This window comes from Streptomyces arenae (assembly GCF_022343545.1).
GTDB lineage: Bacteria > Actinomycetota > Actinomycetes > Streptomycetales > Streptomycetaceae > Streptomyces > Streptomyces humi.
In genome coordinates this window covers 275,222-289,837 of record NZ_JAKQYH010000010.1, presented here as the reverse complement: position 1 = coordinate 289,837, position 14,616 = coordinate 275,222, and the positions used below count along the sequence as shown (strand labels likewise).

The 14,616-nt window shown below is 72.8% G+C and carries 10 protein-coding genes and 1 riboswitch; of the genes, 8 read left to right on the top strand and 2 right to left on the bottom strand.

From position 1 onward, the window contains the following. The coding region (locus MB828_RS06125) for a hypothetical protein (RefSeq protein WP_301647259.1) at nt 1-544 on the bottom strand (544 nt) is incomplete at its 3' end. Between the two features lie 417 nt (nt 545-961). Continuing rightward, entirely contained in the window at nt 962-3,232 is a 2,271-nt protein-coding gene (locus MB828_RS06120) for a M4 family metallopeptidase (protein WP_301647258.1), read from the bottom strand. A gap of 653 nt (nt 3,233-3,885) precedes the next feature. Continuing rightward, a riboswitch (SAM riboswitch) is annotated at nt 3,886-3,995 on the top strand. A gap of 251 nt (nt 3,996-4,246) precedes the next feature. On the opposite strand from MB828_RS06120, the gene MB828_RS06115 reads away from it, so the two are divergent. From MB828_RS06115 to MB828_RS06080, 8 genes are all read left to right on the top strand, one after another. Continuing rightward, complete coding sequence (locus tag MB828_RS06115) at nt 4,247-5,896, top strand: ABC transporter substrate-binding protein (RefSeq protein ID WP_301647257.1); 1,650 nt, start codon at nt 4,247-4,249, stop codon at nt 5,894-5,896. Continuing rightward, nucleotides 5,893-6,975 carry an ABC transporter permease gene (locus tag MB828_RS06110; RefSeq protein WP_133023091.1) on the top strand — a complete coding sequence of 361 codons (1,083 nt, stop codon included), beginning with the start codon at nt 5,893-5,895 and terminating at the stop codon, nt 6,973-6,975. The genes MB828_RS06115 and MB828_RS06110 overlap by 4 nt, the downstream gene beginning before the upstream one ends. Before the next feature lie 3 nt (nt 6,976-6,978). Beyond that, nucleotides 6,979-7,926 carry an ABC transporter permease gene (locus MB828_RS06105; protein ID WP_301647256.1) on the top strand — a complete coding sequence of 316 codons (948 nt, stop codon included), beginning with the start codon at nt 6,979-6,981 and terminating at the stop codon, nt 7,924-7,926. Further along, on the top strand, nt 7,919-9,586 hold the full coding sequence (locus MB828_RS06100) for a dipeptide ABC transporter ATP-binding protein (protein ID WP_301647255.1): 1,668 nt from the start codon (nt 7,919-7,921) through the stop codon (nt 9,584-9,586). The genes MB828_RS06105 and MB828_RS06100 overlap by 8 nt, the downstream gene beginning before the upstream one ends. Continuing rightward, nucleotides 9,583-10,803, top strand: a complete 1,221-nt coding sequence (locus tag MB828_RS06095) for a dipeptidase (protein ID WP_301647254.1) — start codon at nt 9,583-9,585, stop codon at nt 10,801-10,803. The genes MB828_RS06100 and MB828_RS06095 overlap by 4 nt, the downstream gene beginning before the upstream one ends. Nucleotides 10,804-11,240: 437 nt before the next feature. After that, nucleotides 11,241-12,341, top strand: a complete 1,101-nt coding sequence (locus MB828_RS06090) for an LLM class flavin-dependent oxidoreductase (protein WP_301647253.1) — start codon at nt 11,241-11,243, stop codon at nt 12,339-12,341. Further along, complete coding sequence (locus tag MB828_RS06085; RefSeq protein ID WP_301647252.1) at nt 12,338-13,735, top strand: NtaA/DmoA family FMN-dependent monooxygenase; 1,398 nt, start codon at nt 12,338-12,340, stop codon at nt 13,733-13,735. The genes MB828_RS06090 and MB828_RS06085 overlap by 4 nt, the downstream gene beginning before the upstream one ends. Nucleotides 13,736-13,788: 53 nt before the next feature. Then, complete coding sequence (locus MB828_RS06080; protein ID WP_301647251.1) at nt 13,789-14,613, top strand: DUF1684 domain-containing protein; 825 nt, start codon at nt 13,789-13,791, stop codon at nt 14,611-14,613. Nucleotides 14,614-14,616: the final 3 nt, after the last annotated feature.

Genomic DNA, 14,616 nt, shown 5'->3' with positions numbered 1-14,616 from the left:
ACGGGCGGGGGGCGCGGCGGGGGCGCCGGGCGGGCGCGGGCGCGGCGTCGGCAGGCCCGGCGGCGAGGGACGAGAAACCACCCGGGATGCCCGGCCGCGCGGGCACCGGCGCCTCGGCCGCGGGCCGCTCGGAGGTACGGCTCGGCCGCTGGGCGCGGGCCAGGACACTGATGTGGGGAAGCACCCGGGCGCACGCCTCGCAGATCTCCTCGAGGGTCCAGACGCGGCCGACGGCCGGATCGTGCTGGAGGACGAGCACCACGGCGCCCGCGCACTGCGTCCTGGTGTCCGGGTGCGCCTCGCACTGCTGCGCGCCGCAGTGGCAGCGCGCGTTGGCACGGACGGTGGCCGCCCTGGCGTGCGCGGCCGCGTGCCCGGCGGCGAACGCGCGCAGCGCCGCCAGGTCCTTGGAGCGCGACGGCATCCGGCAGGCCGTGGTGCTGCAGGTGACGGTGGCCGTCCGGTCGGCGTGTCCGGTCAGCCGGACCGTCCAGACCCGCCCGGGGACGCGCTCCGTGGGTGATTCGCTGTACGCAGTCGTCACGTGCGTCCGTTCTGATTGATCGACAAAGGCCCTCTACTATGTGCTACCCGTCTCGGCGAAGGACAGCACGTTTCCACGGTGATCGGTTCCGGGAGCGGTGCGCCGGCCGCCCACTCCTGCGGGTGATTGCCGGGACCTGGTCGCGTGGAGTCCGCCTCCGACGGGCCGTCGGCCGTTCCCCCTGAAGAGGTACGCCCTGAGCTTCGGCAGGTGCTCCGAGGACAGTATCGAGCACCGGCGGGGCGGCTTCAGGGCCGGGGGCCGTCCAAGAGCACGACGTGGACCAGTACGGCAGCACCTCGTGGACGTGCGGGTCCTGGTCCAGGCCAGGATCGTCCCCGACCGCGCGGGACGGGCTGTTCCGGGACACGGAGCGCGTCTCGGAACAGCCCGTCGGGGTGACGGGTCCTGGCGAGGTCAGGGCACGAGCCGCCACTGCTCGATGTAGCCGACGTCGATCGCGGCACGGTCCTGGACCCGGAGCTTCCAGGTGCCGTTCAGGGTCTGCGCGGAGGCGTCGACGGTGAACGTCTGGTCGACGTTGTCCGCCGAGCCGCCGCTGCGGTTGAGGAGGGAGTAGGCGGTGCCGTCGGGGCCGACGAGGTCGACGGTCAGGTCACCGCGGTAGGTGTGGATGATCTTGACGTAGACCTGGGTGGTGGCGGAGGCGTTCCCGGTCCGGCCGGTCACGGTGACCGGGGACTCCACGGCGGCGCCGTTGTCGGGGATGTCGACCCGGGTGGCGTTGGCGTAGACGTAGGCGATCTGCCAGGAGAACCGCTGGGTCGCGGAGGCGCCCGTGTCGTCGGTGACCGTGACGGTGACGTCGCTGGTCCCGAGGGTGGTGGGGGTGCCGGATATCAGTCCGGTGTCGCTGATGGTCAGTCCGTCCGGCAGTCCGGTCGCGGTGTACGTGAGGCCGGCGCCGGAGTTGGTGGTGTAGGCGTTCGCCTGGAGGGACACCGCCTGCCCGACGCCGCTGATCTGGTCCGCGATCGGTGCCACGTTCACGCCGAGCGCGATCCGGCTGCCCACGTTGATCGCCGCCCAGGCATCGGCCACGGCGAGGTAGGAGGGGCTGTAGGCGCCGAAGAGGTCGGCCGCGGCCTGGAGGGTGGCGGTACGGGCGCCGGCGTAGTCCGTGCTCGACGTCATGTAGGTGGTGAGCGCCCGGTACCAGACGCGCTGGGCGTTCTCGATGCCGATGCCGGTCACCGGCTGACCGTCGTAGGTGGGGCTGTCGTACGACACCCCGTTGACGGTCTTGGCTCCGCTGCCCTCGGAGAGGAGGTAGAAGAAGTGGTTGGCGGGGCCCGACGAGTAGTGGACGTCGAGGCCGCCGAGCGACGAGCTCCAGGAGTCCTTGGACGCGCCGTCCTTGGAGGGCTTGTCCATGTAACGCAGCGGAGTGCCGTCGCCGTTGATGTCGATCTTCTCGCCGACCAGGTAGTCCGGGACGTCGGCCGGCAGGTTTTCGTAGAACTCGACGGCCGCGGCGAAGATGTCGGAGGTCGCCTCGTTCAGACCGCCCGATTCGCCGGAGTAGGTGAGTCCGGCGGTGGCCGCGGTGACGCCGTGGCTCATCTCGTGCGCGGCGACGTCGAGCGCGGTCAGGGGGTGGGTGTTGCCCGACCCGTCCCCGTAGGTCATGCAGAAGCAGGTGTCCGACCAGAAGGCGTTGACGTAGTTGTTGCCGTAGTGGGCCCGGCTGTAGGCGGCGACGCCGTCGTTGCGGATGCCGTTGCGCCCGAAGACGTTCTTGTAGAAGTCCCAGGTGGCCGCCGCGCCGAAGGCGACGTCGACACCCGCGGTCTGCCGGTTGGCCGGGGTGCCGTCGCCCCAGACATCGTTGTCGTCGGTGAAGAGGGTGCCGGTGCCGGAGGTGCCCTGGTTCAGGTCGTAGGTGCGGTGTCCGGCGCGGTCGCCGTCGACGAGCTGGTAGGTGGAGCCGGAGAGCGTGGTGCCGAGGGGCACGGTCCCGTTGAACTGTCCGGTGCCGGTGCCGGTCTCGATCCCCTGGTAGCGGAAGAGCTGCTTGCCGGAGACCGCGTCGGTGATCACGTGGAGTTCGTTCGGGGTTCCGTCGTCCTGGAGTCCTCCGACCACGGACTCCCAGGCCAGGGCGGGTTTGCCGGAGGCGGCCCAGACGACGAGACGGGGGCTGCCGTCGAGCGTGCCGTGCACGGCGCCCGCCTTCGCCGCGGCGGTGAGGGCGCGGGCCTTCGCCGTGGCCGCGGAGATCCGGGCCTTGACGGACGGAACCGCGAGGTCCGCCTTGGCGGCCCGGGACACGGTCAGACGGCCGGCGCTGTCGTGGACGACCAGGTCACCGCCGAGGACGGGCAGACCGGCGTACGTGCGCTCGTAGCGGGTGTGCGTCGTGCCGTCGGCGTCCCGGCTGACGTCCTTGACTACGAGCTTCTCGTCGGCTCCCAGGCCCAGCGTCTTCGCCGTGGCGGGGGCCTGGGCCGTGGCGCTCTTCAGCAGGGCCGTGCGCCGGGCGGGTGAGAGCGGGGCGGGGGCCGCGCCGGCCCTCGGGGTGGCGTGGATCCTGGCGGGGGCGGGTTCGCCGGCCGCGGCCAGGGCGGTGCCGTGCTGGAGTCCGGCCGCGAGCAAGGTGGTTGCCGCGGTCAGCGCCAGGGTGACGCTGTGTCTGACACGACGGTGGTGACGGTCCTGCCGGGACATGGCGTTCTCCTTCTGTGGGGTGGTCGGACTCGGTGGAGCCCGGGAGAGCGGAGCGGCTGGGTCGAGCCGTCCGGCGCCGTGCGGGTGAAGGGAAAGGGGGAACGGGGGAAACGGGAAAACGGGGGAAGCGAGGGAAACGGGGTGGAGCCGGGTGGGGCGCGGTGCGACGGAGTGACGTCTGCTCGGCCGCGCCCTGACGAGGTGCCGGGAAGTACCGCGAGGCACCGGGGAAGTGGGGGCGGAAGATGTGGGTGTCGCGTGAGGCAGCTGTGCGTTCACGGTGAACGCCCGCAGAGCAGATTGACATCCGGCGATCGCGATTGTCATGAGCGCAACATGACAACGGCCGGAACTGGCGGTTGCGAGCGGGGGTTTCGAACCCCACGGCACCGGTTTTCGGCCGAAGCGGCCCGCACGTCGGCGCCGGTGCACGAGATCACGGTCGTGGCACGGCGAACGGCGGCAGACCTGGCCGAACCGGTCGGCGCGGCGGGCCGCCCGGAACGGGTCGAGCGGCACCGCGGGGGGGGCCGGAGCCCTCCACGCCCGGCCCCCGCACACCGGGGAAGGACGCACCCACGACGCGTACTGCCCGGTCGCGAGGGCAAGTACCGTCTTGACGGCGGGAAATGGGCCGATCTACGGTGTGCGCGAGCCACGAGTTCCGGTGATCAAGCCCTGGCTGGCCGGACGGCAACCCTCGACGCAGCGGGGTGCCCCAGGTGACGGCTCGGCGGATTCTCTCTTTCTGCAAGTGCGCTCACATCGACCGCGCGGTCGGTCCGGGACCTGGAGGATGGCATGGCGAACGCCGTGATGCTGTGCTCCCGGCGCCATGTCGACCTGCTGCTCGTGTCCAGCTGTCTCTGTCAGGGCTGACCCCGCCCCGCGTCCGGTCCGCGACCGGCCGCCCGTGCGCACGATCCCCTCCTCCCCTCGCGCGAACCCGACCGCGGCCGCATGCCCATGCGCCGCGACGGCCGCGCGCACCCCGACGCGGAAGCAGAGACACCCATGGCACTTCACCACCCCGCGACGCCGAACAGACCCCTGCGGTCCGGTCTCGGCGCGCTCTCCCTCGGCACGGCGTTCCTGCTGGCCCTGACCGGCTGCACCAGCAGCAAGGACGGCAGCGCCACGAGTTCCGCCGCCGCGCTCACCGTCGGCACGACCGACCAGGTGACCGGTCTCGACCCGGCGGGGTCGTGGGACGCGGGCTCCGGCACCATCGAGAACGAGGTCTACGCGACCCTGCTCAGCCAGCCGAACGGCTCCGCGAAGGTCTCCCCCGACCTCGCCACCGGGATCAGGCTGACCGGGCCCAAGGAGTACACGGTCACCCTCCAGAAGGGCCTGAGGTTCGCCAACGGCCACGAACTGACCTCCTCGGACGTCAAGTTCAGCTTCGACCGGGACCTGCGGATCGCCGACGAGAACGGGCCGTCCTCACTGCTGTACAACCTCGCCTCGGTCGCCGCGCCGGACCCGACGACCGTCGTCTTCACCCTCAAGTCCGCAGACGACACCCTGTTCCCGCAGGTGCTGTCCACGGCCGCCGGACTCGTCGTGGACGAGCAGGTCTTCCCCGCCGGGAAACTCCTCGACGACAAGGCGATCGTCGCGGCCAAGCCCTGGAACGGCCCGTACGGCATCACGAGTTACGACAAGAACTCGCTGGTGTCCTTCACCGCGAACCCGCGCTACCAGGGCCGGCTCGGCACCCCGAAGACGAAGAACGTGCGGCTCAAGTACTACACCGACGCCAGCAATCTGAAGCTCGACGTCCAGCAGGGCACCATCGACGCCGTCTACCGCACGCTCACCACCGCCGACCTCGACGACCTCGCCAAGCAGAAGGGCGTCGAGGTGCACACCGGATCCGGCAACGGCATCCGCTACATCGTCTTCGACTTCGCCACCCAGCCCTACGGCACGAAGACGAAGAACGCCGACAGCAAGAAGGCGCTCGCGGTCCGGCAGGCCGTCGCGGACTCCGTCGACCGGGCCCAACTCGCCCAGCAGGTCTACAAGAACACGTACCAGCCGCTCTACAGCTCCGTCCCGGACGGCCTGACCGGCGCCAGCCCCTCCTTCAGGTCCCGCTACGGCGACAAGAAGGGCGGCCCCGACAAGGCCGCGGCGGCGGCCCGGCTGAAGGCCGCGAAGGTGAGCACCCCGGTCACCCTCGACCTCCAGTACAACAGCGACCACTACGGGTCGTCGTCCGCCGACGAATACGCCCTGATCAAGAGCCAGTTGGAGGCAACCGGGCTGTTCCGGGTGAACCTCCAGTCCACCGAGTGGACCCAGTACGGCAAGGACCGGGTCAAGCACCTCTACCCGCTCTACCAGCTCGGCTGGTACGCGGACTACCTCGACGCCGACAACTACCTCTCGCCCTTCTACTCGGCCAACAGCTGGGTCGCCAACTCCTACGACGACCCCGCCGTGCGCAAGCTGATCCAGCGGGAGGAGACCGAGACGGACGCCACGAAGCGGACCGGACTGCTGAAGCAGGCGCAGGACCGGGCAGCCGCACAGGTGCCGCTGCTGCCGCTGCTCCAGGGCTCCACCGCCATCGTCACGCGCAGCGACGTCAGCGGGGTGCCGGCCGAACTGGACGCGACGTACCAGTTCCGCTGGGCGGGGCTCGCGAAGAAGTGAGCACTCTGACGCAGGAGACCCCGGGCGCCGTCACCACCCCGGCCGACGGCGCCGCCGGGTACGGGCTCGCCCGCTACCTGGTGGTCCGCTTCCTCCTCATCATCCCCACCGTACTGATCCTGGTCAGTCTGGTCTTCTTCCTGATGCGGCTGACCGGCGACCCGGTCAGCGCCGCCTTCGGCGACCGTCTCACCCCGGACCAGCTCCAGGCCAAGATCCATCAGGCGGGCTACGACCGGCCGTTGCTCACCCAGTACCTGGACTACCTGCGCTCACTGGCGACCGGCGACTTCGGTCACACCGTCACCGACAACCAGCCGGTGAGCCACGTGCTCACCACCTACGGCGCCGCGACCGTCGAACTGGCCTGCTACGCACTGCTGGTGGCGCTGGTGGTCGGTGTCCCGCTGGGCATGGTCGCGGCCTCCTACCGGGACCGGGCCCCGGACGCGGCACTGCGCCTGTTCGCGATCCTCACGTACGCCACCCCCGTGTTCTTCGTGGGGCTGCTGCTGAAACTGGTCTTCGCGATCCGGCTCGGCTGGCTGCCCTCGTCGGGCCGGGCGGGCACGGGTGTCCAGCTCTTCCTCCAGGACCAGACGAGCACGACCGGCATCTACCTGATCGACGCGCTGCGCAGCGGCGACGGCACGGCGATCGCGGACGTGCTGCGGCACGCCGTACTGCCGGCGGTGACCCTCGGCCTGCTGGTGGCCGGTGTCCTGCTGCGGCTGGTGCGCACGAACCTGATCGGCACGCTCGGCGCCGACTACGTGGACGCCGCCCGCTCCCGTGGCGTGGCCCCGCTGCGCCTGGTCACCCACCACGCCACCCGGCCCGCGCTGATCCCCGTCGTCACCGTGCTGGGCCTCCAGGTCGCCGGGCTGCTCGGCGGGGCGGTGCTGACCGAGACCACCTTCGAGTGGAAGGGCCTCGGCTACGAACTGGCCCACTACCTGACGGCCCGTGACTTCCCGGCGGTGCAGGGCATCGTGGCACTGTTCGCCGTCGTGGTGGCGGTGACGAACTTCCTCGTGGACGTGGTCGCCGCCCTGATCGACCCGCGAGTGAGGTACTGAGCCATGACGCTGCTTCTCGTACGACGGCTGCCGTCACGGCTGCGCACGGGCGCGGGGGTGCAGCGGGCGATGCTGCTCACCGGTGCCGTCCTGACCGGCCTGTTCGTCCTCACCGCCGTGCTCGGACCGCTGGCCGCCCCGTACGGCTACGCCCAACTCCGGGAAGGGGCCCACCTGTTCGGCTCCCAGCAGCACCCGGGCGGGGCCCATCCGCTGGGCACCACCATCGCGGGCTACGACGTGCTGTCCCGGACGATCTGGGGCACCCGGACGGCCCTGCTGATCATCGTCGCCGCGCTGCTGCTGTCCGTGCTGCCCGGTACCGTCCTCGGCCTGGTCTCCGGCTACCTCGGTGGCCGGCTGGACCGGCTGCTGGTGGGGCTGGCCGACGCGCTGTACGCCTTCCCTCCGCTGCTGCTGGCCATCGTGATGTCGATCGTCATCAGCGGGGGCAGGTCGAGCCTGGCCGGCGGCCTCGGCGCGGGGGCCTGTTCGGTCGCGGTGTCCTTCGTGCCGCAGTACTTCCGGGTCGTACGGGCCGAGGTGATCCGGGTCAAGGCCGAGCCGTTCGTCGACGCGGCCCGGGTGATCGGCACCGGGCCGTGGCGCATCATGACCCGGCACGTGCTGCGCAACTCGGTGCGCACCCTGCCGCTGATCTTCACGATCAACGCCTCGGAGGCCATCCTCACCCTGGCCGGGCTGGGCTTCCTGGGCTTCGGCATCGAACCCAACTCCGGTGCGGAGTGGGGCTACGACCTCAACCGCGCCGTCGCCGACGTCACCTCGGGCATCTGGTGGACTGCGCTCCCGCCCGGCCTGGGCATCGTGCTCACGGTGCTGGGCACGACCCTGCTCGGCGAGGGCCTCACCGACCTGGCCGACCCACGGCTGCGGCGCCGCTCAGGCACCCCCGCCGCCCCCACGGACGGAGCCGGGGACGATGAGTGACCTGCTGCGCGTCGAGGACCTGCACGTGGACTTCGCCACCGACGCCGGGCGAGCGCCGGCGGTCCGCGGGGTCAGCCTGTCCGTCGCCCCGGGTGAGGTGCTGGCCCTCGTCGGCGAGAGCGGCAGCGGCAAGACCGTCACCGCCCGGTCGGTCCTCGGGCTGCTGCCCGGCACCGCGACCGCCCGGGGCCGGGTACTGCTCGGCGACGGCACCCGCGAGCCCACGGAGGACGTGCTGACCGCGTCCGCCGCCCGACTGCGCGCCCTGCGCGGCACGCACGCCGCGATGGTCTTCCAGGAACCCGCCACCGCGCTGAACCCGGTCCTCACCATCGGCGGACAGCTCACCGAGGGACTGCGTGCCCACGGACGCGGCGGCGGCCGGGCCGGACGGCGGGCCCTCGCCGTGGAATGGCTCGACAGGGTCGGCATCCCCGATCCGGCCGTCCGGGCCGGGCACTATCCGCACCAGCTGTCCGGCGGGCAGAAGCAGCGCGCCGTCATCGCCATGGCGCTCGCCCTGGGCACCCGGCTGATCGTCGCCGACGAGCCGACCACCGCCCTGGACGTCACCGTGCAGGCGGAGATCCTGGAACTGCTGCACCGCTGCCGCACCGACTTCGGCACCGCCGTCCTGCTCATCACCCACAACATGGGGGTGGTCGCCGACCTGGCCGACCGGGTGGCCGTGATGCGTGCGGGCCGTGTGGTGGAACAGGCGCCGGCGCGGAACCTGTTCGCGGCGCCCGCCCATCCGTACACCCGCGAACTCCTCGCCGCCGTACCCGACTTCGGGACGGGCGCCCGGGAGCAGCCGGCCGCGGCGGCGGACGGCGCACCCGTCGTGCGGGCCAGCGGGCTGGTCGTCGAGCATCCGGGGCGGCTCGGCCGCAAGGGCTTCCGCGCGGTGGACGGGGTGAGTTTCGAGATCCGGCCGGGCGAGGTGCTGGGCCTGGTCGGCGAGAGCGGCAGCGGCAAGACCACCATCGGGCGGGCGATCGCCGGACTGACCCCCGTCACGAGCGGTGAACTGGAGCTGTTCGGCGCGCCGTTGACACGCAGGCGCGGATCGGCGGGACGGATCGGGTATGTCTTCCAGGACCCCGCCACCAGCTTCGACCCCCTCCTGACGATCGCCGAGAGCGTCGCGGAACCGCTCGTCGTGCACCGGCGCGAGCTGGGCGCCAAGGAGATCCGGGCGCGGGCCGGGGCGCTGCTCGAAGCGGTGCAGCTGCCGCGCGGCCTCGCGGACCGCTATCCCCACGAGCTCAGCGGCGGACAGCGGCAGCGCGCCGCCCTGGCCCGCGCCCTCGCCCTGCGGCCGACGCTCCTCGTCGCCGACGAACCGACGTCGGCACTGGACGTCTCCGTGCAGGCCAAGGTGCTGGACCTGTTCGCCGAGCTGCAAAGGGAGTTCGGCTTCGCGGCGCTGTTCGTCAGCCACGACCTGGCCGTGGTGGAGCGGGTCGCCGACCGGGTGGCCGTGCTGCACCGGGGCCGGATCGTCGAGGAGGGCTTGACCGGCCAGGTGCTGGGCAGCCCTCGGGACGACTACACCCGCCGGCTCGTCGCCGCCCTGCCCGTGCCGGACCCGGTGCGGCAGGCGAGGCGCCGGCGGCAGGCCTCCGATGTTCTCGAGGAAGGAGTGGCCGGCGCATGACGGACGGCTCACTGATCGACGAAGTACTGCGCGGCACCCCGGTCTTCGACGGCCACAACGACCTGCCGGTGGCGCTGCGCGCACGGTCCGGCGGCAGTGTCGAGGGCCTCGCGGAGGGCCGGCCCGACCTGCACACGGATCTCCCGCGGCTGCGTGCCGGCGGGGTCGGCGCGCAGTTCTGGTCGGTGTACGTCTCGTCCGGGCTGCCGGAGCCCGAGGCCGTGGTGGCGACCCTGGAGCAGATCGACGCCGTCTACCGGCTCGCCGCCCGCTACCCCGACGCGCTGCGGATCGCGTACACCGCTGCCGAGGTCGAGACCGCGTTCGCCGAGGGCCGGATCGCCTCGCTGCTCGGCATCGAGGGCGGGCACAGCCTCGCCGAGTCACCGGGGGTCCTGCGGTCGTACGCCCGGCTGGGGGTGCGCTACGTGACCCTCACCCACAACGACAACACCTCCTGGGCCGACTCGGCCACCGACGAGCCCGTGGTCGGCGGTCTGAACGCCACCGGCCGGGCGATCGTCGCGGAACTCAACCGGACCGGCGTGCTGGTGGACCTCTCCCATGTCGCCGAGTCCACCCAGCGCGCCGCCCTCGCCGTGTCCACCGCGCCGGTCCTGTTCAGCCACTCCTCCGCCCGCGCGCTCAACGACCACCCGCGCAACGTGTCGGACGGGGTGCTGGAGCTGCTGCGGGACAACGGAGGCGTGATCCAGCTGACCTTCGTGCCGTACTTCGTCTCCGCGGCGGCCGCCGACTGGAGCCGGGCGCTCCAGGACGAACGCGCGCGGCTCGGGCTGCCCGCGACACCCTGGGCCTGGCCGCGCGCGCCGCGCCCCGGCGAGGACCCGGAGCGGGTCGCCGAGGAGTACGCGCGGGCCTTCGCGGCGGGGCCCGATGACCGGCTGAAGGGCTGGCTGGACGCCCATCCCCGCCCCGAGGTGACCATCGCGCAGGTCGCCGACCATGTGGAGCACGCCCGTGCGGTGGCGGGCGTGGACCACATCGGGCTCGGCGGCGACTACGACGGGGTGGACCACCAGCCCGTCGGTCTCGCCGACGTCTCGGGCTATCCGGCCCTGCTGCGGGAACTCGCCGACCGCGGCTGGTCCCGCCCCGAACTGGAGGCCCTGACCGGCCGCAACGTACTACGCGTCCTGCGCACGGCCGAGCACCGGGCCACCGAGCCCCTGTGGCCCACGGCCCCGCTGCGCTGAACGACCGCCGGTCGCGGAGGCCCCGGCCGGTGTGGAGTGTGTCGCGTGTTCTTGACAGCTGCCGGGGCGGGGGACGTACGGTGAACCGATCGGTTTTGGACGGGTGGAGGCCCCCTGATGCACGGACCCGGAGCGGCACCGCGGAGTGCGTGCTCCGGCGTGCGGCTGGTCGTCCGCCGGCATGTCGACTACTGCCTCACCTGCTCGGCCGTCTGTTCCTCCGCGCGCCGCTGACCTCGGCCGGCCCGCGCCAGGTCCCCGCGCCCGCTCCGACGGGTCCCGCCGTCGCGGCCCCGTGAGTCCCCGCGCCGTGCCCCCGCCCGTCGGGCACCGCGGTCCGTCTCGTCCTTCCCTCTCCCTGCCAGTACGGCCGTACCCGGCGCTCCGCCGTGGGCCAGCGGTCGTGAACTCCCGTGTCCTCCCGGAAGGAACACCCATTGTCCGGCCCCGCCCTGCACCTCGCCGTCGAGATCGACGGCGACGGCGCCCATCCCGCGGCCTGGCGCCGCGCCGCCCACGCACCCGACCGGCTGCTCTCCCCGCGCCGTGTGGCCGGGCTCGCCACGACGGCCGAGAACGCCGGGTTCACCCTGATCACCCTGGACGACGGGGTGCTCCCGCCGGGGACCGCCGCGGACCCCGTGGGCCGGATCGGCGCCGTGGAGCGGGCGGCCTTCGTCGCCGCGTCCACGAGCACGATCGGCATCGCGCCCGTGGTGGCGGTCACGTACGCCGAACCCTTCCATGTCTCCGGCCAGTTGGCGTCCCTGGACCACATCTCCGCGGGCCGCGCCGGCTGGGTGGTGTCGCAGGAGGAGCACCCCGACGCGGCCCGGGCGTGGGGCCGCCCCCTGGTCGCCGACGCCGACGCGCGCGCCCGGGAGTCACGGGACGGCGTCGAGGTGGTCCGCGCCCTGTGGGACTCCTGGGAGGACGACGCGGTCATCAGGTCGGTGGCCACGAGCCGTTACCTCGACCGCGAACGGCTCCACTACATCGACTTCACCGGGGACACCTATGCGGTCAAGGGCCCGGCGATCGTGCCGCGCCCGCCGCAGGGCCAGCTCGTCGTCCTGGGCCGGCCCGCCGAGGTGCCCGCCGGGCAGCTCGACGTGGCGCTCGTCGAGGGCCGCGACCTCGCGTCGGTCGGCGCGGCCGCCACTGCCGCCGCCGCGCCCCGCGTCTTCGCCGAGGTGGAGGTGGCGCTGGACACCCCGGACGCCTCCGCCACCGAACGCGTCGCCGACCTGGAACGGCACGCTCCGTGGACCGACCGGGGCAGGCTGCGGCACATCGGGCCGGCCGAGCAACTCGTTTCTCTGCTCGGCGAGTTGAGCCGGTACGTCGACGGCGTGCGGCTGCGCCCGCTGGTGCTGGACGAGGATCTGCCGGTCCTGTCCCGGCTCGTCCTGCCGGCGCTGTCCGAGCGCCGTCTCGTCGCCCGGCCGCTGCCCGGCACGTCCCTGCGCTCGACCCTGGGTCTGGAGCGCCCCGCCAACCGTTTCGCGGCCGCGGCCGTCCAGGAGGAAGCCCGATGACCCGCACCGACCCGCTCGACGTCCCCCGGCCGCACGCCCAGCTGCACTTCGGCGTGTTCTTCCAGGGCGTCAACCACTGGACCATCTGGTCCGCCCCCGACAGCGGTTCGCAGATCGACCCCGCCTCCTTCCGGCGGGTCGCCCAGACCGCCGAGCGAGGTCTGTTCGACGCGTTCTTCCTCGGTGAGGGGCTGCGGCTGCGCGAGGTCGACGGCCGCATCCACGACCTCGACGTGGCCGGCCGGCCTGACGCCGTCACCCAGCTCGCGGCACTGGCCGCGGTCACCCGCCGGATCGGCCTGGTCTCCACCTCCAACTCCACCTTCAACGAGCCCGCCGACCTGGCGCGCCGCCTGTCCGGCCTCGACCTGCTCTCCGAGGGCCGCGCCGGCTGGAACGTGGTGACCACGGACAACGCCTGGACCGGCGCGAACTTCCGGCGCGGCGGCTATCTCGACCACGCCGACCGCTACCGGCGCGCCGAGGAGTTCCTCACCGTAGCCCGGGCGCTGTGGGAGGGCTGGGAGGACGGTGCCGTCGCCGGCTCCGCGGACGCCGCCGCATGGTCGGCGCCCGGTGCCGTCCACCGGGTACGCCACCGCGGTCCGCAGTTCGACGTCGACCTCGCCCCGACCCTGCCGCGCAGCGCGCAGGGCCACCCCGTGATCTTCCAGGCCGGTGACTCCGGTGAGGGACGGGACTTCGCCGCCCGCAACGCCGACGTCATCTTCTCCGCGCACGGCAGCGACTTCGACGACGCGCTGGCCTTCGCCGAGGACATCCGGCGCCGGCTGCGGGCGGCCGGACGGCCCGAGGACGACCTGCGGATCCTGCCCGGTACCGAGATCATCATCGGCGCCACCGAGGAGGAGGCCGAGGAGAAGAAGCGCTGGATCCGGCTCCAGCAGGTCACTCCCGCCACCGCGCTGGGCATCGCCGGGCTGCTCTGGGGCATCGACCTGTCCGGCCGCGACGCCGACGGACCGCTGCCGAAGGAGGACCCGGTGGTCGCGGAGAACGACGGCTCGTTCGGGGCCCGGCGGGTCGCCGACGCGCGCACGGTCGTGGCCGAATGGCGGGCCAAGGCGGAGGCACACGGCTGGTCGCTGCGCGAGACCGTGATCGCGCTCGGCCCGCAGCGCGGGCACGTCGGCACCCCGTCAGGCCTGGCCGACAAGTTCGCCCACTTCGTGCGGCACGGCGCGATCGACGGGTTCAACGTCACGCCGTACCTCATCCCCGACGGCCTCGACGACATCGTCGACCTGCTCGTCCCGGAGCTTCAGGAACGCGGCCTCTACCCGACCGAGTACGCCGGGACCACGCTGCGCGAGCACCTCGGCCTGCGCGAGCCCCTCACCCACCGGTCCGCACCCGAGCGGCAGGCCGGCTGACCGCTGCCGCGCCGGCCCCTGTCCGACACCCGCCCGACACCCCAGGGAGAACCATGACCACCGAGGCCACCACGACGGACCTGGAAGCCTTCACCGAGGACTGGCTGGACTGGCAACGCGCCCAGGAGGCCCGCCTCGCCGACCCGCACGGGTTCCTCGCCATCACGAGCCTGCACTTCCTCGACGAACGGCCGCAGCGTTTCCCCGACGCGCCGGGTGCCTGGCGCACCGGTCCGGACGGGGTGGTCGTCGCCCTCGACGAGGGTGAGGAACTGGTCGTCGACGGCACACCGGTGCACGGCGAACACAACTTCGGGGTCCTCCCGGAGCGCGGGGGCGTCGACGCGGTCTGGAAGGACGCCGTGATCGAGGTCGCCAAGCGCGGCGGCAACGACATCGTGCGCCCCCGGCATCCGGACGCGCCGCTGCGCACCGCCTTCACCGGCACCCCCGCCTACGACCCCGACCCGCGCTGGGCCGTGACGGGCCGTTACGTCCCCTTCGAGCAGCCGCGGCCGACCACGGTGGGCGCCGCCGTCGAGGGCCTGGAGCACGTGTACGACGCTCCGGGCCGGGTCGAGTTCGAACTCGACGGGCGTCCGCTGTCCCTCACCGCCTTCCCGGGGCATGGGGAGGGCCGGCTGATCCTGCTCTTCACCGACGCCACCTCCGGGGTCACCACCTACGCGGCCAACCGCGTCCTGGCCCTCGACCCACCCGCCGCCGACGGCACGGTCCGGCTGGACTTCAACCGCGCGGCGAACCTGCCCTGCGCCTACACGGACCTGGCCACCTGCCCGTTGCCGCCGGCCGAGAACCGGCTGCCGGTGGCGGTCGAGGCCGGTCAGACGCTGCCCCGGGAACGCGGCGGTTCCTGAGCC